This is a genomic window from Bacillus sp. FSL R7-0672 (assembly GCF_038601465.1).
GTDB lineage: Bacteria > Bacillota > Bacilli > Bacillales > Bacillaceae > Bacillus > Bacillus pumilus.
The window spans coordinates 569,147-589,349 of sequence record NZ_CP152010.1 but is presented as its reverse complement, the minus strand read 5'-3'; the positions used below and the strand labels follow the sequence as shown (position 1 = coordinate 589,349).

Here is a 20,203-nt window from a genome sequence, read left to right as displayed (position 1 = left end):
ATGGAGAGAATGTTCTCTCAAAACTAGATAACAATGTTCAAGCTTCACATTAGAATATAGGTTAAGTCCTCGATCTATTAGTATCTGTCAGCTCCACGTGTCACCACGCTTCCACCTCAGACCTATCAACCTGATCATCTTTCAGGGATCTTACTTCCTTGCGGAATGGGAAATCTCATCTTGAGGGGGGCTTCATGCTTAGATGCTTTCAGCACTTATCCCGTCCGCACATAGCTACCCAGCGATGCCCTTGGCAGAACAACTGGTACACCAGCGGTGCGTCCATCCCGGTCCTCTCGTACTAAGGACAGCTCCTCTCAAATTTCCTGCGCCCGCGACGGATAGGGACCGAACTGTCTCACGACGTTCTGAACCCAGCTCGCGTACCGCTTTAATGGGCGAACAGCCCAACCCTTGGGACCGACTACAGCCCCAGGATGCGATGAGCCGACATCGAGGTGCCAAACCTCCCCGTCGATGTGGACTCTTGGGGGAGATAAGCCTGTTATCCCCGGGGTAGCTTTTATCCGTTGAGCGATGGCCCTTCCATGCGGAACCACCGGATCACTAAGCCCGACTTTCGTCCCTGCTCGACTTGTAGGTCTCGCAGTCAAGCTCCCTTGTGCCTTTACACTCTGCGAATGATTTCCAACCATTCTGAGGGAACCTTTGGGCGCCTCCGTTACATTTTAGGAGGCGACCGCCCCAGTCAAACTGCCCACCTGACACTGTCTCCCTGCCCGATAAGGGCAGCGGGTTAGAAGGTCAATACAGCCAGGGTAGTATCCCACCGATGCCTCCACCGAAGCTAGCGCTCCGGTTTCCAAGGCTCCTACCTATCCTGTACAAGCTGTACCAACATTCAATATCAGGCTGCAGTAAAGCTCCACGGGGTCTTTCCGTCCTGTCGCGGGTAACCTGCATCTTCACAGGTACTATAATTTCACCGAGTCTCTCGTTGAGACAGTGCCCAGATCGTTGCGCCTTTCGTGCGGGTCGGAACTTACCCGACAAGGAATTTCGCTACCTTAGGACCGTTATAGTTACGGCCGCCGTTTACTGGGGCTTCAATTCGCACCTTCGCTTACGCTAAGCGCTCCTCTTAACCTTCCAGCACCGGGCAGGCGTCAGCCCCTATACTTCGCCTTACGGCTTCGCAGAGACCTGTGTTTTTGCTAAACAGTCGCCTGGGCCTATTCACTGCGGCTTCTCGGGGCTTTAACACCCTAAGAAGCACCCCTTCTCCCGAAGTTACGGGGTCATTTTGCCGAGTTCCTTAACGAGAGTTCTCTCGATCACCTTAGGATTCTCTCCTCGCCTACCTGTGTCGGTTTGCGGTACGGGCACCTCTCACCTCGCTAGAGGCTTTTCTTGGCAGTGTGGAATCAGGAACTTCGCTACTAAATTTCGCTCGCCATCACAGCTCAGCCTTCACGGGAAACGGATTTGCCTATTTCCCAGCCTAACTGCTTGGACGCGGATATCCAATACCGCGCTTACCCTATCCTCCTGCGTCCCCCCATTGCTCAAATGGTGAGGAGGTGGTACAGGAATATCAACCTGTTGTCCATCGCCTACGCCTTTCGGCCTCGGCTTAGGTCCCGACTAACCCTGAGCGGACGAGCCTTCCTCAGGAAACCTTAGGCATTCGGTGGACGGGATTCTCACCCGTCTTTCGCTACTCATACCGGCATTCTCACTTCTAAGCGCTCCACCAGTCCTTCCGGTCTGACTTCACAGCACTTAGAACGCTCTCCTACCACTGTTCGTAAGAACAGTCCGCAGCTTCGGTGATACGTTTAGCCCCGGTACATTTTCGGCGCAGAGTCACTCGACCAGTGAGCTATTACGCACTCTTTAAATGGTGGCTGCTTCTAAGCCAACATCCTGGTTGTCTAAGCAACTCCACATCCTTTTCCACTTAACGTATACTTTGGGACCTTAGCTGGCGGTCTGGGCTGTTTCCCTTTCGACTACGGATCTTATCACTCGCAGTCTGACTCCCAAGGATAAGTCATCGGCATTCGGAGTTTGACTGAATTCGGTAACCCGGTAGGGGCCCCTAGTCCAATCAGTGCTCTACCTCCGAGACTCTTACCTTGAGGCTAGCCCTAAAGCTATTTCGGAGAGAACCAGCTATCTCCAGGTTCGATTGGCATTTCACCCCTACCCACACCTCATCCCCGCACTTTTCAACGTGCGTGGGTTCGGGCCTCCATTCAGTGTTACCTGAACTTCACCCTGGACATGGGTAGATCACCTGGTTTCGGGTCTACGACCACGTACTCATGCGCCCTATTCAGACTCGCTTTCGCTGCGGCTCCGCATCTTCTGCTTAACCTTGCACGGGATCGTAACTCGCCGGTTCATTCTACAAAAGGCACGCCATCACCCTTTAACGGGCTCTGACTACTTGTAGGCACACGGTTTCAGGATCTATTTCACTCCCCTTCCGGGGTGCTTTTCACCTTTCCCTCACGGTACTGGTTCACTATCGGTCACTAGGGAGTATTTAGCCTTGGGAGATGGTCCTCCCGGATTCCGACGGAATTTCACGTGTTCCGCCGTACTCAGGATCCACTCTGGAGAGAACAACATTTCAGTTACAGGGCTGTTACCTTCTTTGGCGGGCCTTTCCAGACCTCTTCGCTTATATCGTTCCTTTGTAACTCCGTATAGAGTGTCCTACAACCCCAAGAGGCAAGCCTCTTGGTTTGGGCTGTTCCCGTTTCGCTCGCCGCTACTCAGGGAATCGCATTTGCTTTCTCTTCCTCCGGGTACTTAGATGTTTCAGTTCCCCGGGTATGCCTTCTCATACTCTATGTATTCAAGTATGGATACTACTCCATTACGAGCAGTGGGTTTCCCCATTCGGAAATCTCCGGATCAAAGCTTGCTTACAGCTCCCCGAAGCATATCGGTGTTCGTCCCGTCCTTCATCGGCTCCTAGTGCCAAGGCATCCACCGTGCGCCCTTTCTAACTTAACCATTTCTTACTTTAGAAAGAATCACTATGTGTGATGAACTTTGCATTGCATTCAATGTGAATGTATTACTTATTGTTATCTAGTTTTCAAAGAACAATCCTGTCTCGCTAGAGACATGTTTTGAAGGAATGATCCTTCAAAACTAAACAAGACGAAAACGCACGCTGCTCCATATATCCTTAGAAAGGAGGTGATCCAGCCGCACCTTCCGATACGGCTACCTTGTTACGACTTCACCCCAATCATCTGCCCCACCTTCGGCGGCTGGCTCCATAAAGGTTACCTCACCGACTTCGGGTGTTGCAAACTCTCGTGGTGTGACGGGCGGTGTGTACAAGGCCCGGGAACGTATTCACCGCGGCATGCTGATCCGCGATTACTAGCGATTCCAGCTTCACGCAGTCGAGTTGCAGACTGCGATCCGAACTGAGAACAGATTTATGGGATTGGCTAAACCTTGCGGTCTCGCAGCCCTTTGTTCTGTCCATTGTAGCACGTGTGTAGCCCAGGTCATAAGGGGCATGATGATTTGACGTCATCCCCACCTTCCTCCGGTTTGTCACCGGCAGTCACCTTAGAGTGCCCAACTAAATGCTGGCAACTAAGATCAAGGGTTGCGCTCGTTGCGGGACTTAACCCAACATCTCACGACACGAGCTGACGACAACCATGCACCACCTGTCACTCTGTCCCCGAAGGGAAAGCCCTATCTCTAGGGTTGTCAGAGGATGTCAAGACCTGGTAAGGTTCTTCGCGTTGCTTCGAATTAAACCACATGCTCCACCGCTTGTGCGGGCCCCCGTCAATTCCTTTGAGTTTCAGTCTTGCGACCGTACTCCCCAGGCGGAGTGCTTAATGCGTTAGCTGCAGCACTAAGGGGCGGAAACCCCCTAACACTTAGCACTCATCGTTTACGGCGTGGACTACCAGGGTATCTAATCCTGTTCGCTCCCCACGCTTTCGCTCCTCAGCGTCAGTTACAGACCAGAGAGTCGCCTTCGCCACTGGTGTTCCTCCACATCTCTACGCATTTCACCGCTACACGTGGAATTCCACTCTCCTCTTCTGCACTCAAGTTTCCCAGTTTCCAATGACCCTCCCCGGTTGAGCCGGGGGCTTTCACATCAGACTTAAGAAACCGCCTGCGAGCCCTTTACGCCCAATAATTCCGGACAACGCTTGCCACCTACGTATTACCGCGGCTGCTGGCACGTAGTTAGCCGTGGCTTTCTGGTTAGGTACCGTCAAGGTGCGAGCAGTTACTCTCGCACTTGTTCTTCCCTAACAACAGAGCTTTACGATCCGAAAACCTTCATCACTCACGCGGCGTTGCTCCGTCAGACTTTCGTCCATTGCGGAAGATTCCCTACTGCTGCCTCCCGTAGGAGTCTGGGCCGTGTCTCAGTCCCAGTGTGGCCGATCACCCTCTCAGGTCGGCTACGCATCGTCGCCTTGGTGAGCCATTACCCCACCAACTAGCTAATGCGCCGCGGGTCCATCTGTAAGTGACAGCCGAAACCGTCTTTCATCCTTGAACCATGCGGTTCAAGGAACTATCCGGTATTAGCTCCGGTTTCCCGGAGTTATCCCAGTCTTACAGGCAGGTTACCCACGTGTTACTCACCCGTCCGCCGCTAACATCCGGGAGCAAGCTCCCTTCTGTTCGCTCGACTTGCATGTATTAGGCACGCCGCCAGCGTTCGTCCTGAGCCAGGATCAAACTCTCCGAAAAAGTACAAAACCGAAGTTTTGTTTTTCGTCAGCGTTTGACTGACTACCTATGATGTTTCATAGGATTTTTTTATAAATACTCGAATTAACAGGTACGTTTTGTCTTGTTTAGTTTTCAAAGATCATATTTCAAAAAATGGAGCGGGTGATGAGAATCGAACTCACGACATCAGCTTGGAAGGCTGAGGTTTTACCACTAAACTACACCCGCGTGGTTTGTATTGGCGCGCCCGAGAGGAGTCGAACCCCTAACCTTTTGATCCGTAGTCAAACGCTCTATCCAATTGAGCTACGGGCGCTTAATCAGGCGACTTAATTATCTTAACATATCGTTTTTATCAAGTCAACATCTTTTTAAGATTTGTTTATCGCATATGTTTGAATGTCTTTGTTTCAAATACGTCATCAGCGACGATTAAAAATATACCATGGATCATATAAAAGGGTCAATACATTTTTCTAAAAAAGTTTCATATTTTTTAAGAGGTGGTTTTTTCTTAGATAAATAGAGATGCGATAGCCCTATTTTCTTCTCTTTCTTCATAATCCCAATGATTCTTAAATAAAATCTTTCTAAATCCAAAGGAGGACAAAACATGGTCACATAGAATTTTTATTTATTGGAAAATTCTTAAAATTTTCCAAGCATTTAAAGGGGGTAGGAGATGATGAAAAAGTTCGTCGCTTTTCAAATCATGATCGCTTTGGTGATAGGAGCTCTTATCGGCCATTTCTTTCCTGACTTCGGGATGGCTCTCAGGCCAATTGGAGATGGATTCATCAGGTTGATTAAAATGATCGTTGTTCCTATCGTTTTCTCTACCATTGTTATTGGTGCAGCTGGCAGTGGTGGTATGAAGAAAATGGGAAGCCTAGGATTAAAGACGATCATTTGGTTTGAGGTCATCACAACCATCGTTCTAGGAATTGGTCTATTGCTGGCTAATGTTCTAAAGCCTGGCATTGGCCTTGATTTCTCTAAATTAGCTAAGAAAGATATTGGTGAATTAGATGGCTATACGCAGAAAGTCGTCGACTTTAAACAAATGGTACTCGATATCATTCCAACGAATATCGTCGATGTCATGGCTCAAAATGATTTACTTGCTGTCATTTTCTTCGCCATATTATTTGGTGTAGCCGCAAGCGGCATCGGTAAGGCATCCGCTCCTGTTCTCACCTTCTTTGAATCAGTGGCACAAATTATGTTTAAGCTAACACAGATGGTCATGGTGACAGCACCTATTGGAGTGCTTGCATTAATGGCTGCTTCCGTTGGTCAATATGGCATTGTGTTATTAATCCCGATGATGAAACTTGTTGGGACTGTATTTTTAGGATTATTCATTATTCTCTTTGCTTTGTTCCCTCTAGTCGCACTGATCTTCCGTTTTAACTACTTCGAAGTTTTAAAAATGATTTGGGATTTGTTCTTGGTTGCCTTCTCTACTACAAGTACAGAAACTGTCCTTCCTCAGCTTATGTCACGAATGGAGAAATACGGCTGTCCGAAAAGAATTGTCTCCTTTGTCATTCCATCTGGTCTTTCTCTCAATTGTGATGGGTCCAGTTTATATTTATCGGTTTCCTGCGTGTTTCTTGCACAAGCGTTTGGTGTCGACATGAGTTTGTCACAGCAGCTTTTGATGATGCTTGTTCTTGTGTTAACGAGTAAAGGGATTGCAGCGGTGCCATCCGGTTCACTCGTCGTACTTTTGGCAACCGCCCATGCAGTAGGTCTTCCAGCAGAAGGCGTCGCCATTATCGCCGGTGTCGATCGAATTATGGATATGGCCCGAACAGGTGTGAATGTTCCAGGTCATGCCGTTGCATGTATTGTCGTATCGAAATGGGAAAAAGTATTCCGCGAGTCTGCTTGGGAAGTTCCAAAAGCAGGTGAAGAAACCAAAGGAATGTAGTGTTATATGAAGGAAAGGGCTTCCCCTTTCCTTCAGCGTGTAGACAAACCCTCGCATTCTTTGTCAGGTCTGTGTGCCGGTGCTCACGAATGTCAAATTCGCTCCACTCCGGTACTCGTCCTTCCTAGACTTCAAAGGTTTTCTATCACGCTGAAAAGAAGACAAAAGGAAAGGGCTTCCCCTTTCCTTTTCTTATGATAAAAATGCTTGCTTTAGGACTGCTTTGCCTTGAGGTTGCAGCTGCACTTCTGCATATGCGCCATTAATCAGCGTCATTTGCGGCGGGACATGCCCACAATCTATATCGTAAAAAATGGGGATTTGTAATTCCTTTTGTAATTCTTCATATACGTCCTGATATTGATACCCTTCCACTGGCACATCCACTGCACTTCGTCCAAACATAATACCTGAACAGTGATCAAACCATCCTGCTAGTTTTAATTGAACAAGCGATCTCTTCACGCTTGCAGCATTTAATTCGCAGTTTTCGAAGTACCAGAGAATTGGTTCATCTTTTAAGAATGTTTTTTGAAAAGCTTTGACGTCTCCAAAAAGCGTCCCCGCTAAGTGGCGAATGACATCAATACAGCCGCCCATCAGTCTCCCCTTTACCATCTTTTCTTGTCGATCAACCGTATGCCATGCGGTCGGTTCTGTTAAATGAAAAACATGTTCAATCGAATTGTCATACTGCCATTCCTTTTGATACATAGATGAAGAATATTGGCTGATGTCCATTTCCCCTTTTGTTGAAAGTACTTCTTCCCACATGACAGTCGTTTGATCAAGCTCTTCTCCATGAAGATCTACTAGGTTCGGCCCATGCGCAGTGGCAATGCCTGTTTTGAATGTCAACGCCAGCAGGAGTGCACTCGTATCTGAGTAACCAAGAATCCACTTTTTTTGCATCGATGAGAAATCAAGGTGCTCTAGCACTTCCATTAGAAGCTGCCCTCCCCATGGCGGGATGATGTGATCAATCTCATCACAAGTCATCATGTACTGAAGCTCCTTTGCTCGTTCTACGGCAGGAGCTGATTTTGCCTTTTCCTGGTGCCATACCGTATCTCCACATATGACATCATAGCCTCTTTTTTTCATTCGCTCGCATGAGAGCTGAAACATGTCATGCAAAGATGGCTGTACACCTGAGGAAGGTGCTGTGACGCCAATTGTTTGTCCTTTTTGTAATTGTGGAAATTGTATCATCCTATTTCCCTCCATCCTCTCTCAATCTCTCATTTATAAAGAAGATGCCCCCTATTACAAGGGACATCTTTCTTTTATTCCTTTTGACGCAGCACAGTATAGACACCTGCAAAGATACATAGAATGCCAATGAATGAGCGTAATCCCATTTCTTCTCCCAAAAGCAGCCAGCCAAGAACGGCACCTACGATCGGTTGAAAGAAAAAGAACAAACCACCGCTTGAGGCATCCATTAATTGAAGCCCTCTATTCCATAAAAAGAATGCTAGAGCTGTTGAGATGATGCCTAGATAAAGAATACCGCCCCAAATCTCCGGCCTTGCCATCTGTTCCACTTCTAGGTGAGGTAAACGAAATAATACAGGCGGTGTTAAAACAATGAATGCAATGATGATCGCATATGTGGTTGTCACCACCTGAGGGTACTTTCCTGGAACACGTTTGAGTAAAACAGACATCAGCGCCCATGTTAAAGCAGCGAAGACCAATGAAAGACCACCAACAAATTCATCTGTCTGTACTGCAACTGGTCCAATCATGAGCCATACACCTGCTGTAGCAAGCAGGATGGATACGCACTTTCGAACAGTCATGGCTTCTTTTAATAGAAAGAAAGCAAACAGCACCATAAACGCAGGAGTTGCAGATGTAATAACAGCCCCCATTTGTGCAGAGGTATACATCGTCCCAATTTCTTGGGTCACGATTGAAAGGAAATTTCCGATCAGCCCAATCAACACCATAAGTGGGATATCTTTTTTATCTAAGCGAAAGGAATAGCCCAAGCGCCAAATGGTGAACACCAACACGACTCCTGCTACAGCATATCTCATCCAGACGAGCTCAAGTGGCGGGACAACCGCTACTGTTACTTTGACAACAACGTACATACCGCCCCAAATACTTGCTGCGATTGCTAGGTAAAGGGCGCCTATATATTTTTCATTCATCATTTTCCCTCCGTTATTGGATATTTTGAGTACCATATCCACAAACGGAGATCACTCTCCGTTATGGACGGAGGGCATTTGGAACATCATGTTCAAACAAAGGTTTCCACAGCATTGTCGTCACTCCAATTTTTTTATTTTCTGATACTTTATAACAAATTCTGGTTGACTTCAATCCTTTTTTGTCACCTTTTTTTCTTCATATAATAGAAGATAAGCGGCTATTGACATGCTGAATTCGTTTTCATATAGTAAGTAAAACGATAGGTCGTCACGCAGAAAAGGAGTAGAGATCGTTGGATATTGAAGCTAGAAAACATATTCCCAGCACGGAACATGAACCATTTCTCGAGGGAATAAAAGATTGTGTGCCAACCCTGCTTGGTTATATGAGTATCGGGTTTGCCTTTGGAATTGTTGGAATTAGCGCACAGTTGAGCCTATGGGACATTGCGCTTCTATCAATCTTTATTTACGCAGGTGCTTCACAGTTTATTATCTGCGCACTGCTTGTCACGGGAAGTCCCCTTTCCGCTATTATTCTCACTACATTTATTGTGAATCTGCGTCATTTATTGCTAAGCCTGACGCTGGCTCCTCATTTTACACGCTACTCTTTGAAACAAAATATTGGATTCGGTCTATTGCTGACTGATGAATCCTTTGGCGTAGCCATGAATAAATTAGCTCAGCATGGAAAGCTCAATAACCGGTGGATGCACGGGCTGAACATAACGGCTTATTTGTGCTGGATTGCTGCCTGTATACTTGGCGGCATTTTTGGACACTGGATCTCAAATCCTGAAGCACTTGGTCTTGATTTTGCCCTTTCCGCTATGTTTGCTGCACTGCTGGTTCTTTCTTTGCAAACTGTGCCTAAAAGTAAATTAACCCATCGCCTGTCACTTGTTTTGTATATGGTCGTTGCAATGTTTGTTCTGCTTCATTTTGTTCCCTCACACGTGGCTGTTCTGTTAGCCACCATGATTGTCGCAACCATTGGGGTGGTGACAGATAAATGATCAGCAGTTTTATGATGTGGCTCATTCTCGGCTGTATGATTGTCACTGTGATTCCAAGGGTCGTTCCCTTTATATTTGTACGAAGTATCGAGCTGCCTGAAGTGGTGCTCAAGTGGTTATCGTTTATTCCCATTTGTATCTTTACGGCTTTGATTGCAGAGCATTTGTTCATTCATACCACAACAGGTGTCACCATTCACTGGATGTACCTTGCTGTCTTGGTTCCGACCGTCGTGATCGCTGTTTGGACAAAGAGCTTATCACTTACTGTTCTTGTAGGCGTCCTGCTGATGGGGACTGCCAGATGGTTTTTTTAAAAGAAAAAGCTTAACCGCATGTGGTTAAGCTTTGTTTCATTTTACGATTCCGTATACAAATCCATCGTAACCCTTTTCACCGACAGTTTGAATGGCTGTAGCCTCTATTCTTGACTCTTGTTTGAGTAAATTGAAAAATTCACGAGTTCCTTGCACTCGTTCATCCCCATCAGAGTCATGAAGGACTGCTCCATTTCTGACGACATTGTCTGCAATAATGACTGTTCCCTTTTTTGAGAAGTGTAACGCCCACTTTAGATATTTCGGGTTGTTTGGTTTGTCTGCATCAATGAAAATCAAATCGAATGGAAGCACATCCCTCTCTTTTAACTGAGATAGCGTATCCAATGCCTTTCCTTGCAAAATGCTCACCCGTTCCGATAAGCCCGCTCTACTAATGTTTTGCTGCGCAATCTGTACATGGTGGCTGACAGCCTCTAATGTGATGAGTTCTCCATCCTCTTCAAGAGCACGCGCCAACCAAATGGTACTGTATCCACCAAGTGTCCCGATCTCTAAAATGCGCTTTGCATTCTTGGTTTTTGCTAATAAATAAAGCATTTTCCCTTGAGCTGGTGACACATCAATTTCTGGCAGGCCTGCTTGCTTATTATGAGTAAGAGCTTGCTCCAAAACATCATCTTTAGGAATCAACTTGTCTGTGATATACTCGTCAACTTTCTCCCACACTTGCTTCATCTCAACCATCTCCCTTGATCATGTCTTCTGTCTCAAGTCTACATGATGATAGCGCGCGCGTATAATCAATTCTTTTCACACATCTATTCATTTTATTGATGAAAGACATGTCATGGTGGAGACATGAAGCAGTGCCGTGTTTTCGGATTTACTGGTTCAGGTGATTTTTCAAATCCCCTTTTTTATCTTGAAGCTTTCCTTTGGCTTGATCCTTTTTCCCTTCTGCTTTCAGGTTTTGATGATCTGTTGCTTCGCCAAGCTTCTCTTTCAATTGACCTTTGGCTTGATTTGTTTTTCCTTTCGCTTTATCCATATGTCCTTTTTCTTCACTCATTTGTTCCACCTCCACGTTTGATACTATTCATTTAGCCTTTTTCACAGATACAAAACATCTGAGTGTGCGATTCCAAGAAACTACAGCAACAAGAAAATCCAGCCAAGGTCGGCTGGATTAAAAAATAATGATCTATAAGATAGACTTAAAAACTTTAACCTGTTTTACTCTGATCGTACTCAACCAGATCACCTAGAATTTCGTCAATCTGATTCATCATCTCAGTTTCAATTTTCACCTCAGATGCTAAAGCATTCTCCCTCACCTGTTCTGGACTAGAAGCACCGATAATTGCTGCAGAAACGTTCTGGTTTTGCAGTACCCATGCTATCGCAAGCTGAGCGAGAGTAAGATCAACCTCTTGTGCGATAGGCTTAAGCTTTTGGATCGCCTCTAAGGTGTTATTATTCATCCAGCGTTGAGCAAGGTTTTTAAAAAAAGGTTTTCCAGCAGATGAGTTAGCACGCGAATTAGTCGGAAGTGATTTTCCTGGAAGATACTTTCCAGTAAGGATCCCCTGGGCCAAAGGCGACCATACTACCTGGCCAAGTCCTTCACGCTGGCAGGTCGGTATTACATCACTTTCAATGATTCTCCATAACATGGAGTATTGAGGTTGGCTGGCGATAAGGGGGACATTTAGCTCTCGTGCAAGCGCTGCCCCTCGAGTAATTTGTTCTGCTGTCCACTCACTTACACCAATATAGTTCACTTTCCCCTGTCTTACTAGATCTGCGAAAGCTAACATCGTTTCTTCCAGAGGTGTAGTTGGATCAAACCTGTGTGCATAGTAAATATCAATATAATCCGTTTGTAAACGTCGCAAAGAGGCATGACAGTTTTCCAAAATATGCTTGCGTGATAATCCTCTATCGTTTTTCCCGGTACCGGTTGGATGACATACTTTTGTACATAGTTCAATGCTCTCCCGCCGGATCCCTTTTAAAGACCTGCCTAGTATCTCTTCAGCCTTGGTGTCTGAATAAACATCAGCAGTATCAAACGTCGTAATACCAACATCAAGAGCAGCTTTCACACAATCATGGGCAGTTTCTTCATTTATCTTACCACCATGATTAATCCAGTTTCCGTATGCAAGTTTACTAATTGTTAATCCACTATTTCCAAGTTTACTATACTCCATAATAATGCCCTCCTTTTGAAAGAATACTTTCATTATAAAAAGAGGCCGTTAATATGTATAATATATATATTCAGATAAATATATATATATTTTATATAACTAAAAATATTTCCATTAAAAAAACACAATAAGCAATGTTGAAATTTATAGGGGGCATAAAAAATGGATCTGAGACAAATACGTTATTTTATCATGGTTGCTGAAGAACTAAATTTTAGCCGGGCAGCTGAACGTCTTAAAATGGCACAGCCTCCATTAAGTCAGGAAATTCGCAAATTAGAAGAAGAGTTAGGTGTTACGCTTTTTCATAGAACGAGAAGACAGGTTGAACTTTCAGATTCGGGGAGAGTATTTTTAGAAGAAGCCCGCCGTACGCTTCTTCAAGTAGATAGAACGATTAAAGCAACACAGCTTGCAGATGACGGAAGAATAGGTCATTTAACGATTGGTTTCGTTGATTCTACTGATATTGTGATTGATATTATTAAAAGGTTTCGAGAAAGTTTCCCTAACATCCATCTTGTCTTATGTGAAATGGCTACAGAACAGCAGTTAAAAGCACTATATAAGAAAGAAATTCAAATAGGATTTATTCGTTCTAACCAAAATAATAAGATACTTACCTCAGAAATTTGTTGTGAGGAATCATTAAGCTTGGTTTTGCCAGAAAATCATCCTTTAGCTTCATTTCCCAAAGTTCCAATTCATTTATTAGCCAATGAACCATTTATCATGTTTCCACGTCATCTAGGTGCAGCATTTTATGATTTAATTATCAGCTACTTTTGGGAAAATAGCATAAGTTTAAACGTAGTTCAGGAAGCTATTCAAATGCATACGATTGTGAATTTAGTTGCTGCAGGAATGGGAATCTCTGTGGTTCCATCCTCAGTAGAAAGCGTAAAACGCTCAGGGGTTGTTTATAGAAAAATCCAAGAAACTACACCAAAAGTAAATTTATATGTTTCATGGAGACAAGATGAAACATCAACCGTCGCTGACCACTTTTTAACAGTTGTGAGAGAAGCCTATTTAAGTTCTCAGTCTAAATCATGAAAATCCAGCCAGGGTCAGCTGGATTAAAAAATAATGATCTATAAGACAGACTTAAAAGCTTTCACCTGCTATGTACACGTTTCAGGTATGATAGACATAATGGAAAGAAGGGTTGGTGTTCTATGATGATCTCTGAAAACATATTCACCGTTCGTGGTTTGACCTATCGTATTCGGTCTGCTGCAATTGGCGATGCCAAGCAGTTATCAGCTCTCAAACTGAAAATTGATGGTGAAACAGAATATTTAGACCGTGAACCAGGCGAAGCCTTTCTTCATGAAAAAGATTTTCAGGTGTTGATTCAAGAGGATACAAAGCAAAGCAGGCATTTATTTTTGGTCGCTGATATTGAAGGAGAAATTGTTGGTTTCTCCAGGTGTGAGGGACATTCACTCAAACGCTCTGCTCACAAAGTGACTTTTGGCGTCGCCATACAAAAGGATGCTTGGGGCTATCACATTGGCAAAGAGCTTTTAGCCGCTTCTATTGACTGGGCTGATCAGCAAGGCATCCAGAAGATGTCACTTCAAGTGCTGGAAACGAACCAAAAAGCCATTCGGTTATATGAGCACCATGGCTTTCTGATTGAAGGGGTATTAAAAAAGGATAAACGTCTGGCAGATGGACTTTATTACAATACTGTTGTGATGGGCAGGCAGCGGCCAAGCTTCTGACTACTTACATCACATAGCCCCATACCATTGAAATCGCACTGTATATTAGAAGCAGCCCCATGACATACTGGAACGGTCTTTCATAAGCAGTCAAAAAGCGCTTATACAAAGAACCAAATAAGCTCCAGCTAAATGTACCGAGAAATCCAATAAGTGCGAGAATCAGCGTCCATATGACATACTGCATATTCGATTGTCCATATGGCAAAACAAATGTTGAAATCACAGTCAATCCATACAAGATCGCTTTTGGGTTGATAAATTGCAGCATCATACCAGGGATAAAATGATTGTAGCGATCAAGTGTTTCGTCATCCCCGCCTTTACTTTTCATGATTTTGACCGCTAAATAAATCATGTATGCAGCTCCGATGAACGCCATGACCCAGCCTATTTTCGGCATCACTTGATAGAGAATGATATTAAAGAAGCAACTCAAACACAAAATAACGAGAAATCCGATACCCACACCTAAACAAAATCGAAATGTTTGCTTGACCCCATATTTATTCGTAAAAACCATGGCCATGATGTTGTTTGGCCCTGGGGTAAAGCTGCTCACAAAAGCATAGATCAACATAGAAAGAATCATAGTTGCCGCCTCCCTTGTACGTTATTAAGACTTTAATTACTTTATTGCGTATGTTACGCTTTATTGTAACGTTTGGTCTTTATAAAGTAAATAGAGAAAGGAGTTTTTTTCATGGAAGATGTACAATCGATTATTTCTAAAAATGTGAGGCTTCTTAGAGACCAAAAGAAATTAAGCCTCGAAAAGATGGCAGAATTAACTGGTGTCAGCAAAACCATGATTGGACAAATTGAAAGAGGAGAATCAACCCCTACCATCACGACTTTATGGAAAATCGCCAACGGATTAAAGGTATCTTTTAGTGAGCTCATTCACGCACCACAGCCTGAAATCAAAGTAGTACGCAATGAAGATGCACAGATTTTAACGGAAGATGATGGGCGATATCGCGTATATACGACTTTTCCTTTTGATGACCGGGGGAAATTTGAAGTGTACAGAGTAGAAATTGATCCTGGCGGGTCGCTGCATGCAAATGAACACATTGGCGGGACAGAGGAATTGATCACTGTTTTTGAGGGGACGCTTAATGTATCCATTGGTGATGAGCAATACAGCTTAAAAGCCGGCGACTCCATTCGTTTTAAAGCGGACCGTACGCATGCATATAAACAAACCGGAGAACAAATGGTCCGGCTGCAAATGATTCTTTATTATCCTCATGAAAAAAGCTGACAGGCTTGTCCACCTGTCAGCTTTGCATTTTATTTAATTAAATCCTGGATCGCGTACCACTGTTCCAGTAAATGTGACACTATATTTTCCTAATCCTAATTCTTTAATAGAGGTTTGTTTTAAAATACCGACCCAGCCATCCTCTGCATATACAATACTTTCTGGGATGTTTGATGTCGTATATGTTCTTGTTACTGAAACAGTTCGACTGGCCTGAGCCGTTATTTCACTGTTTGTTTGCTCCTTTGCTTCCACTGGAGTAGTTGTGACCCCAGCACCCGTTAAGACAATTGCTCCAACCAAAACAGAAGACATGACCTTTTTCATAAAAAAATCCCTCCCTTTTTTTGTAGAACATAATAACCATACCATAATTCAGTACTTATATAAGATATTTTTTCATTTTTTTGAAAATTATGATATGATTGTCTTATGTTGGATAGAGAGTGTTTTATACTTCTGTGCTTTTATCCTCATCTCATTCCGTCAAACAATTGTGTACGGAGGTGATTTCATGAAAAAATGGCTCATCTGTTTTCAACTTGTTTTCCTCTTCACCTTGACGACCACACCACTTGCTTCTGCTGCTTCATGCCCTACAGTGAAACCTTGTGTCATTGATCCTTAAGCATCAAAAAGGTCGATCAAGCCTATTCACTTGATCGACCTTTTTCGTTATGCTTGCTCTGCTTCCCAGCGGGCAACCTCTTCTCTTACTTTAGGAGCGACTTCTTTTCCAAATAACTCAATGGCTTTTAATACTTGATCATGCGGCATTGAACCAACCGGTACATGAAGCATAAAACGCGTGATTCCTACATTTTTTCTAAGGTGAATCACTTTCTCTGCCACGGTATCTGGATCTCCTACATACAGCGCACCTTCTAACGTTCTCGCTGCATCAAATGTAGAACGAGTATATGGTCCCCAGCCTCGCTCTCTTGCTAATGTGTTCATCACATGCTGTGTGGAAGGGAAGAATTGGTCTGCTGCCAGTTCTGTTTCTGCCGCAACAAATCCATGCGAATGTGATGCCACGGTTAATTTCTCTGGGTCATGTCCTGCGTGCACTGCCGCTTGCTTGTACAGCTGTACAAGCGGTGCGAATTGTCTAGGACTTCCGCCAATGATAGCAAGTACTAAAGGCAGTCCCAATAATCCAGCACGTACGACAGATTCACGGTTTCCTCCACTGCCGATCCAGATTGGAAGCGGATCTTGAACAGGTCTTGGGTATACCCCAACATCCTGGATAGCTGGGCGATGCTTTCCGCTCCATGTAACACGCTCAGACTGCTGTAATTTGAGCAACAAATCGAGCTTTTCTTCAAATAATTCTTCATAGTCATCAAGGTCATAGCCAAAGAGCGGGAATGATTCAATAAATGAACCACGACCTGCCATAATTTCTGCACGCCCGTTTGATAGTCCATCTAGCGTTGCAAAATCCTGAAAGACACGAACAGGATCTGCTGATGAAAGGACTGTCACTGCACTTGTCAGGCGGATATTCTTTGTCTGTGTTGCTGCAGCCGCTAAGACAACAGCGGGATTCGATGCAGCGAAATCTTGTCGATGATGCTCACCTACGCCAAATACATCGAGACCGACTTGATCTGCTAAAATAATTTCTTCTACTACTTCTCGAATACGCTGTGCGTGACTGACTGTTTTTCCTGTTTGAAAATCAGGTGTTGTTTCTACAAATGTACTAATTCCTAGTTCCATGAATGGAACCCCCTATCTTATAAATATGTCACAAATTCAGAGACAGGCTTTCGGTAGCCTCTCGGTTGTCTGCTCTCTACTTTTTCTTTTCCTAGTGTGATCATTAACACAGGAACTAAATCCGAATCGATGTTGAGCACCTTTTTCATTGCTTCAGGGTCAAAGCCGATCATTGGGCACGTGTCCCAGCCCTTGTTTTTGGCGGCGAGCATAAACAGCATCGCAGATAATGAAGCATTGCGGATTGCCTCTTCTTTCTGAAAATCCGCTCCTCTCTGTTCATAAAAGCTCATCGTCTCTCTGACCATTTCTTCGTATTGCTGCGTGTTTAAAATGCCAAGCATTTTCAGACCTTCATAAATGTTCGCCGCTTGCTGATAAGCCTTTGGGTCTCCCAGTACAATGATCGCTGCTGAGGCGGAATGCACTTTATATTGTCCAAATGCGGCTTCTCTTACTTGTTCTTTGAGACCTTCTGTTTGGACGACGACATACTGTGTGTGCTGTAAGTTAAAAGCAGATGGTGCCATTTTGACCTCTTCAAAAATGCTGTTAAGCTCTTCTCTTGAAATCGAGATATTTGGCAAAAAATTTGATGCGGATCGTCTTTCACGAACCAATGTATCAAAGCTGAGAGTCATCTTGTTTCCCCTTTTCGTGAAGTTGTTCTGCACCTAAACCAATTTTTTTTAGTAATTCAATGAGCTGTTCTTTTTCTTCTTTTTCAATAAAGGATAGGTTTTGTGAAATGACATCTGTGTGTTTAGGAAAAATGTCGTCAAACAATTGTTTTCCTTTTTCCGTCAGTAATACATGAAATACACGTTTATCAGAGGGCGCACATTGCCTTTTCACGAGCTCTTGTTTTTCTAGTTTGTTCACGACATATGTCATACTTCCACTTGGGATTGACAGGATGTCGCTGATCTTTTGGACGGGATGTGGCCCCTTACTATAAAGCAATTCAAGGATCTGAAAGTTTTCAAATCCGATATCATAACGTTCAATGTCTGTTTGGATATTTGTAAAAAGGGCTTGATAGGCTTTCATCCACACGCGGAATAGCCTTAAGTCTAATTCATGTTCATGCTGCACCATGGCAACTACTCCTTTTTCAAGAAATCCTAAAACTAGGATAAATTTATCCTAACACTAGGATATATGATTGTCAACGAGTTTGTTTCATAAAAAAAAGACCACCTCAGGTCAGTGATCCTCTTCTTTTAAGACAAAATGCAATTCAGCTATCTGCTTGTATTGTTTGACTTCTTTTAATGAAAACTTGGATTCTATATCCGCTGGGGAAAACAGAGGAATGCCTCTTCCAATCATGACAGGAGCGATTTGAAGGTAAAGCTCATCAACCAATCCTGCTTTGATGAAAAACTGAAGCAGTTCCCCGCCGCCGACAATCCAGATATGCTGACCTTCTTCATGTTTTAATTTTTTCACAAATGATAAGATATCTTCGCGAATGATGTGAGTTCCTTTCAGACTGTCTTGTAAAGTACGTGACATGATATAACATGTCTTTCCTTCATAAGGAAACTCATCTGGTGACAGCTGTAGAACCTGCTCATATGTATTTCGCCCCATGATCAGCGTATCAACTGACGCATAAAAGTCATCATAGTTCGTATCTTCTTCGCCCTCTGTTCCTATTAACCAATCGAGCCTGTGATCCTCTCTCGCTAAATAGCCATCGATACTCATTGCCCCATAAAAAAGCAGCTTCCTTTTCTGACTCAATCTCATCACTCCTTACCCTATATAAGAACATACATTCTATTTTAATTGTATCAGAAAGGAAAGACAAAGTATACATGGATTTTTCATCATCCGTTTTCATGCCTTCAACACCGTGATTCAATAAGGTATCCTCTTCAGGTAATGATATAATAAAATCAGTTCAATCAATGATCATACTTGGAGGAGAGACTGATGATACGACGACTTGATCATATCGTGTTGACTGTACAACATATGGAGGACACCATTCGCTTTTATACAAACGTATTAGGAATGAAGGAAGAAACCTTTGGAGAAGGCCGTAAAGCGCTTCGTTTTGGTTTACAGAAGATCAATCTTCATGAAGCTGGTCATGAAGATGAGCGGGCAGCGGCTCACCCACTTCCAGGCTCTAGTGATTTGTGCTTTATCACCGATTTAGATATGGACAGTTTGCTGCTGCACCTTCGCAAGCAAGTCGTTCCTATTGAAGAGGGACCAGTCAGGCGCACAGGCACATTAGGTCCGGTTGAATCTGTTTATATCCGTGATCCTGATCTGAATTTAATTGAAATATCTCGATATATAGAGGAGGGTGATCCGTCATGACCCGCTTATTTTTGAGACCGATTGAAGAACAGGATTATCCGGGGATTCAAAAAGGATGCCAGCATGCAGAAACACTTTACATGACTGGCACACGCAAAACGTTCACACTAGAAGAAATTCGTTCAGCCTACACCCGATTTTTACAAGATGACAGCAGACGAGATTTCGCCATTTGTCTGTTAGACACGAAAGAAATGATTGGGGATGCAGCGATAGTGGATATTGATTTAATCAATCATACAGCAAGCTTCCGCATTGCGCTTCATGGACCAGAACATTTCCAAAAAGGCTATGGCACTGAAGCTGTCCGAATGGTTCAAGCATTCGCCTTTGAGACGTTAGAACTCAATCGCCTTGAGCTCGAAGTCTTTTCCCACAATCCGAGAGCCTTCAGAAGCTATGAGAAAGCCGGATTTCAATATGAAGGAAAAAGGCGTCAAGCGCTTTATTTCAATGGTACCTACTCAGATGTGATCATCATGGGCATCCTTCGTGAAGAATACAATCAGATGAACAGTGGAGATGCCCCTGCTTAAGAAGGGACATCTTTTTTAAAAAATTGAATCGCTGTGACGATGATCAAACAAATCATGGAAGAGAGAACGATAGAGACGCTTGATATACTAAGTGCCAAGCCTTCCCATCTGCCAATGAAGAAACTGGCTATCAATAAAACCAATCCAAATAGAATGAAGCATATAGGGAGGATCAGCCCCGCATGACGGTTTCTGCCTCTTTTCCCTGCCCACCATGAGAGACACAATACAACAATTGTAAAAATAGCGGTTTGCAGCCAAAACATGTTGTTTCAACTCACTTTCTCTTT

The 20,203-nt window shown here is 43.9% G+C and carries 20 protein-coding genes, 2 tRNA genes and 2 rRNA genes; 8 read left to right on the top strand and 16 right to left on the bottom strand.

Going from position 1 to position 20,203, the window contains the following annotated elements; translation table 11 throughout:
* Positions 1 to 57: 57 nt before the first annotated feature.
* The 4 genes from MKY18_RS02905 to MKY18_RS02890 all read right to left on the bottom strand — a co-directional run bounded on the left by MKY18_RS02905 (position 58) and on the right by MKY18_RS02890 (position 5,017).
* Positions 58 to 2,988, bottom strand: a 23S ribosomal RNA gene (locus MKY18_RS02905).
* A 182-nt stretch (positions 2,989 to 3,170) separates the two neighbouring features.
* Positions 3,171 to 4,719, bottom strand: a 16S ribosomal RNA gene (locus MKY18_RS02900).
* Together the 16S and 23S rRNA genes with 2 tRNA genes alongside form the textbook arrangement of a ribosomal RNA operon.
* A gap of 136 nt (positions 4,720 to 4,855) precedes the next feature.
* Positions 4,856 to 4,929, bottom strand: a tRNA-Gly gene (locus tag MKY18_RS02895).
* Between the two features lie 11 nt (positions 4,930 to 4,940).
* Positions 4,941 to 5,017, bottom strand: a tRNA-Arg gene (locus MKY18_RS02890).
* A gap of 369 nt (positions 5,018 to 5,386) precedes the next feature.
* Between MKY18_RS02890 and gltP the strand changes: the two genes are divergently transcribed.
* Positions 5,387 to 6,637 (top strand): glutamate-aspartate/proton symporter GltP, encoded by a 1,251-nt coding sequence (gltP, locus tag MKY18_RS02885; RefSeq protein WP_268454478.1) that lies wholly within the window; start codon positions 5,387 to 5,389, stop codon positions 6,635 to 6,637.
* A gap of 192 nt (positions 6,638 to 6,829) precedes the next feature.
* Here the strand turns inward: gltP and MKY18_RS02880 are convergent, their stop codons facing one another.
* Both MKY18_RS02880 and MKY18_RS02875 read right to left on the bottom strand, forming a co-directional pair.
* Entirely contained in the window at positions 6,830 to 7,849 is a 1,020-nt protein-coding gene (locus MKY18_RS02880; RefSeq protein WP_268454480.1) for a S66 peptidase family protein, read from the bottom strand.
* Between the two features lie 74 nt (positions 7,850 to 7,923).
* Positions 7,924 to 8,799 carry a DMT family transporter gene (locus MKY18_RS02875; RefSeq protein WP_126742013.1) on the bottom strand — a complete coding sequence of 292 codons (876 nt, stop codon included), beginning with the start codon at positions 8,797 to 8,799 and terminating at the stop codon, positions 7,924 to 7,926.
* A 296-nt stretch (positions 8,800 to 9,095) separates the two neighbouring features.
* On the opposite strand from MKY18_RS02875, the gene MKY18_RS02870 reads away from it, so the two are divergent.
* Positions 9,096 to 9,821: an AzlC family ABC transporter permease gene (locus MKY18_RS02870; protein ID WP_268454482.1), complete on the top strand. Its 726-nt coding sequence runs from the start codon at positions 9,096 to 9,098 to the stop codon at positions 9,819 to 9,821.
* Positions 9,818 to 10,138, top strand: a complete 321-nt coding sequence (locus tag MKY18_RS02865; protein WP_106030211.1) for an AzlD domain-containing protein — start codon at positions 9,818 to 9,820, stop codon at positions 10,136 to 10,138. Before MKY18_RS02870 ends, MKY18_RS02865 begins: the two co-directional genes overlap by 4 nt.
* A 36-nt stretch (positions 10,139 to 10,174) precedes the next feature.
* On the opposite strand, the gene MKY18_RS02860 is transcribed toward MKY18_RS02865, so the two are convergent.
* The 3 genes from MKY18_RS02860 to MKY18_RS02850 form a co-directional block, all read right to left on the bottom strand.
* The gene (locus MKY18_RS02860; protein WP_106066398.1) at positions 10,175 to 10,837 is read right to left on the bottom strand and encodes an O-methyltransferase; all 663 of its coding nucleotides are present in this window, start codon (positions 10,835 to 10,837) and stop codon (positions 10,175 to 10,177) included.
* Positions 10,838 to 10,985: 148 nt separating this feature from the next.
* The gene (locus tag MKY18_RS02855) at positions 10,986 to 11,171 is read right to left on the bottom strand and encodes a CsbD family protein (RefSeq protein ID WP_003213978.1); all 186 of its coding nucleotides are present in this window, start codon (positions 11,169 to 11,171) and stop codon (positions 10,986 to 10,988) included.
* A gap of 154 nt (positions 11,172 to 11,325) precedes the next feature.
* A complete protein-coding gene (locus MKY18_RS02850) occupies positions 11,326 to 12,315 on the bottom strand; it encodes an aldo/keto reductase family protein (RefSeq protein WP_268454486.1) in 990 nt (329 codons plus the stop codon).
* A 162-nt stretch (positions 12,316 to 12,477) separates the two neighbouring features.
* On the opposite strand from MKY18_RS02850, the gene MKY18_RS02845 reads away from it, so the two are divergent.
* A complete protein-coding gene (locus MKY18_RS02845; protein ID WP_034620209.1) occupies positions 12,478 to 13,371 on the top strand; it encodes a LysR substrate-binding domain-containing protein in 894 nt (297 codons plus the stop codon).
* A 122-nt stretch (positions 13,372 to 13,493) separates the two neighbouring features.
* Positions 13,494 to 14,045: a GNAT family N-acetyltransferase gene (locus MKY18_RS02840; protein ID WP_268454489.1), complete on the top strand. Its 552-nt coding sequence runs from the start codon at positions 13,494 to 13,496 to the stop codon at positions 14,043 to 14,045.
* Positions 14,046 to 14,049: 4 nt separating this feature from the next.
* Here the strand turns inward: MKY18_RS02840 and MKY18_RS02835 are convergent, their stop codons facing one another.
* The gene (locus tag MKY18_RS02835) at positions 14,050 to 14,637 is read right to left on the bottom strand and encodes a LysE family transporter (protein ID WP_065097486.1); all 588 of its coding nucleotides are present in this window, start codon (positions 14,635 to 14,637) and stop codon (positions 14,050 to 14,052) included.
* A 111-nt stretch (positions 14,638 to 14,748) separates the two neighbouring features.
* Between MKY18_RS02835 and MKY18_RS02830 the strand changes: the two genes are divergently transcribed.
* On the top strand, positions 14,749 to 15,312 hold the full coding sequence (locus MKY18_RS02830) for an XRE family transcriptional regulator (RefSeq protein WP_113768742.1): 564 nt from the start codon (positions 14,749 to 14,751) through the stop codon (positions 15,310 to 15,312).
* A 33-nt stretch (positions 15,313 to 15,345) separates the two neighbouring features.
* Here MKY18_RS02830 and MKY18_RS02825 read toward each other — a convergent pair whose 3' ends face one another.
* The 5 genes from MKY18_RS02825 to MKY18_RS02805 form a co-directional block, all read right to left on the bottom strand.
* Positions 15,346 to 15,639, bottom strand: a complete 294-nt coding sequence (locus MKY18_RS02825; protein WP_044140610.1) for a hypothetical protein — start codon at positions 15,637 to 15,639, stop codon at positions 15,346 to 15,348.
* A 348-nt stretch (positions 15,640 to 15,987) separates the two neighbouring features.
* Positions 15,988 to 17,040: an LLM class flavin-dependent oxidoreductase gene (locus tag MKY18_RS02820; protein WP_265209094.1), complete on the bottom strand. Its 1,053-nt coding sequence runs from the start codon at positions 17,038 to 17,040 to the stop codon at positions 15,988 to 15,990.
* 17 nt (positions 17,041 to 17,057) lie between these two features.
* Positions 17,058 to 17,681, bottom strand: coding sequence for a nitroreductase family protein (locus MKY18_RS02815; protein WP_003214133.1), 624 nt, complete (start codon positions 17,679 to 17,681; stop codon positions 17,058 to 17,060).
* Positions 17,665 to 18,138 (bottom strand): MarR family transcriptional regulator, encoded by a 474-nt coding sequence (locus MKY18_RS02810; RefSeq protein WP_044140608.1) that lies wholly within the window; start codon positions 18,136 to 18,138, stop codon positions 17,665 to 17,667. The genes MKY18_RS02815 and MKY18_RS02810 overlap by 17 nt, the downstream gene beginning before the upstream one ends.
* A 108-nt stretch (positions 18,139 to 18,246) precedes the next feature.
* Positions 18,247 to 18,789, bottom strand: coding sequence for a dihydrofolate reductase family protein (locus MKY18_RS02805; protein ID WP_260406875.1), 543 nt, complete (start codon positions 18,787 to 18,789; stop codon positions 18,247 to 18,249).
* A gap of 192 nt (positions 18,790 to 18,981) precedes the next feature.
* Between MKY18_RS02805 and MKY18_RS02800 the strand changes: the two genes are divergently transcribed.
* Positions 18,982 to 19,377 (top strand): VOC family protein, encoded by a 396-nt coding sequence (locus MKY18_RS02800; RefSeq protein WP_126741622.1) that lies wholly within the window; start codon positions 18,982 to 18,984, stop codon positions 19,375 to 19,377.
* Entirely contained in the window at positions 19,374 to 19,913 is a 540-nt protein-coding gene (locus MKY18_RS02795; RefSeq protein WP_113768737.1) for a GNAT family protein, read from the top strand. Before MKY18_RS02800 ends, MKY18_RS02795 begins: the two co-directional genes overlap by 4 nt.
* On the opposite strand, the gene MKY18_RS02790 is transcribed toward MKY18_RS02795, so the two are convergent.
* Positions 19,910 to 20,179 carry a YesK-like family protein gene (locus MKY18_RS02790; protein ID WP_342497711.1) on the bottom strand — a complete coding sequence of 90 codons (270 nt, stop codon included), beginning with the start codon at positions 20,177 to 20,179 and terminating at the stop codon, positions 19,910 to 19,912. The two genes, MKY18_RS02795 and MKY18_RS02790, sit on opposite strands and share 4 nt — an antisense overlap.
* Positions 20,180 to 20,203 lie beyond the last annotated feature (24 nt).

Coding starts and splice junctions, on each gene's coding strand:
- gltP (WP_268454478.1), top strand. CDS start 5,387: ATGAAAAAGTTCGTCGCTTTTCAAATCATGATCGCTTTGGTGATAGGA.
- MKY18_RS02880 (WP_268454480.1), bottom strand. CDS start 7,849: ATGATACAATTTCCACAATTACAAAAAGGACAAACAATTGGCGTCACA.
- MKY18_RS02875 (WP_126742013.1), bottom strand. CDS start 8,799: ATGAATGAAAAATATATAGGCGCCCTTTACCTAGCAATCGCAGCAAGT.
- MKY18_RS02865 (WP_106030211.1), top strand. CDS start 9,818: ATGATCAGCAGTTTTATGATGTGGCTCATTCTCGGCTGTATGATTGTC.
- MKY18_RS02860 (WP_106066398.1), bottom strand. CDS start 10,837: ATGAAGCAAGTGTGGGAGAAAGTTGACGAGTATATCACAGACAAGTTG.
- MKY18_RS02855 (WP_003213978.1), bottom strand. CDS start 11,171: ATGAGTGAAGAAAAAGGACATATGGATAAAGCGAAAGGAAAAACAAAT.
- MKY18_RS02850 (WP_268454486.1), bottom strand. CDS start 12,315: ATGGAGTATAGTAAACTTGGAAATAGTGGATTAACAATTAGTAAACTT.
- MKY18_RS02845 (WP_034620209.1), top strand. CDS start 12,478: ATGGATCTGAGACAAATACGTTATTTTATCATGGTTGCTGAAGAACTA.
- MKY18_RS02840 (WP_268454489.1), top strand. CDS start 13,494: ATGATGATCTCTGAAAACATATTCACCGTTCGTGGTTTGACCTATCGT.
- MKY18_RS02835 (WP_065097486.1), bottom strand. CDS start 14,637: ATGATTCTTTCTATGTTGATCTATGCTTTTGTGAGCAGCTTTACCCCA.
- MKY18_RS02830 (WP_113768742.1), top strand. CDS start 14,749: ATGGAAGATGTACAATCGATTATTTCTAAAAATGTGAGGCTTCTTAGA.
- MKY18_RS02825 (WP_044140610.1), bottom strand. CDS start 15,639: ATGAAAAAGGTCATGTCTTCTGTTTTGGTTGGAGCAATTGTCTTAACG.
- MKY18_RS02820 (WP_265209094.1), bottom strand. CDS start 17,040: ATGGAACTAGGAATTAGTACATTTGTAGAAACAACACCTGATTTTCAA.
- MKY18_RS02815 (WP_003214133.1), bottom strand. CDS start 17,681: ATGACTCTCAGCTTTGATACATTGGTTCGTGAAAGACGATCCGCATCA.
- MKY18_RS02810 (WP_044140608.1), bottom strand. CDS start 18,138: ATGGTGCAGCATGAACATGAATTAGACTTAAGGCTATTCCGCGTGTGG.
- MKY18_RS02800 (WP_126741622.1), top strand. CDS start 18,982: ATGATACGACGACTTGATCATATCGTGTTGACTGTACAACATATGGAG.
- MKY18_RS02795 (WP_113768737.1), top strand. CDS start 19,374: ATGACCCGCTTATTTTTGAGACCGATTGAAGAACAGGATTATCCGGGG.
- MKY18_RS02790 (WP_342497711.1), bottom strand. CDS start 20,179: ATGTTTTGGCTGCAAACCGCTATTTTTACAATTGTTGTATTGTGTCTC.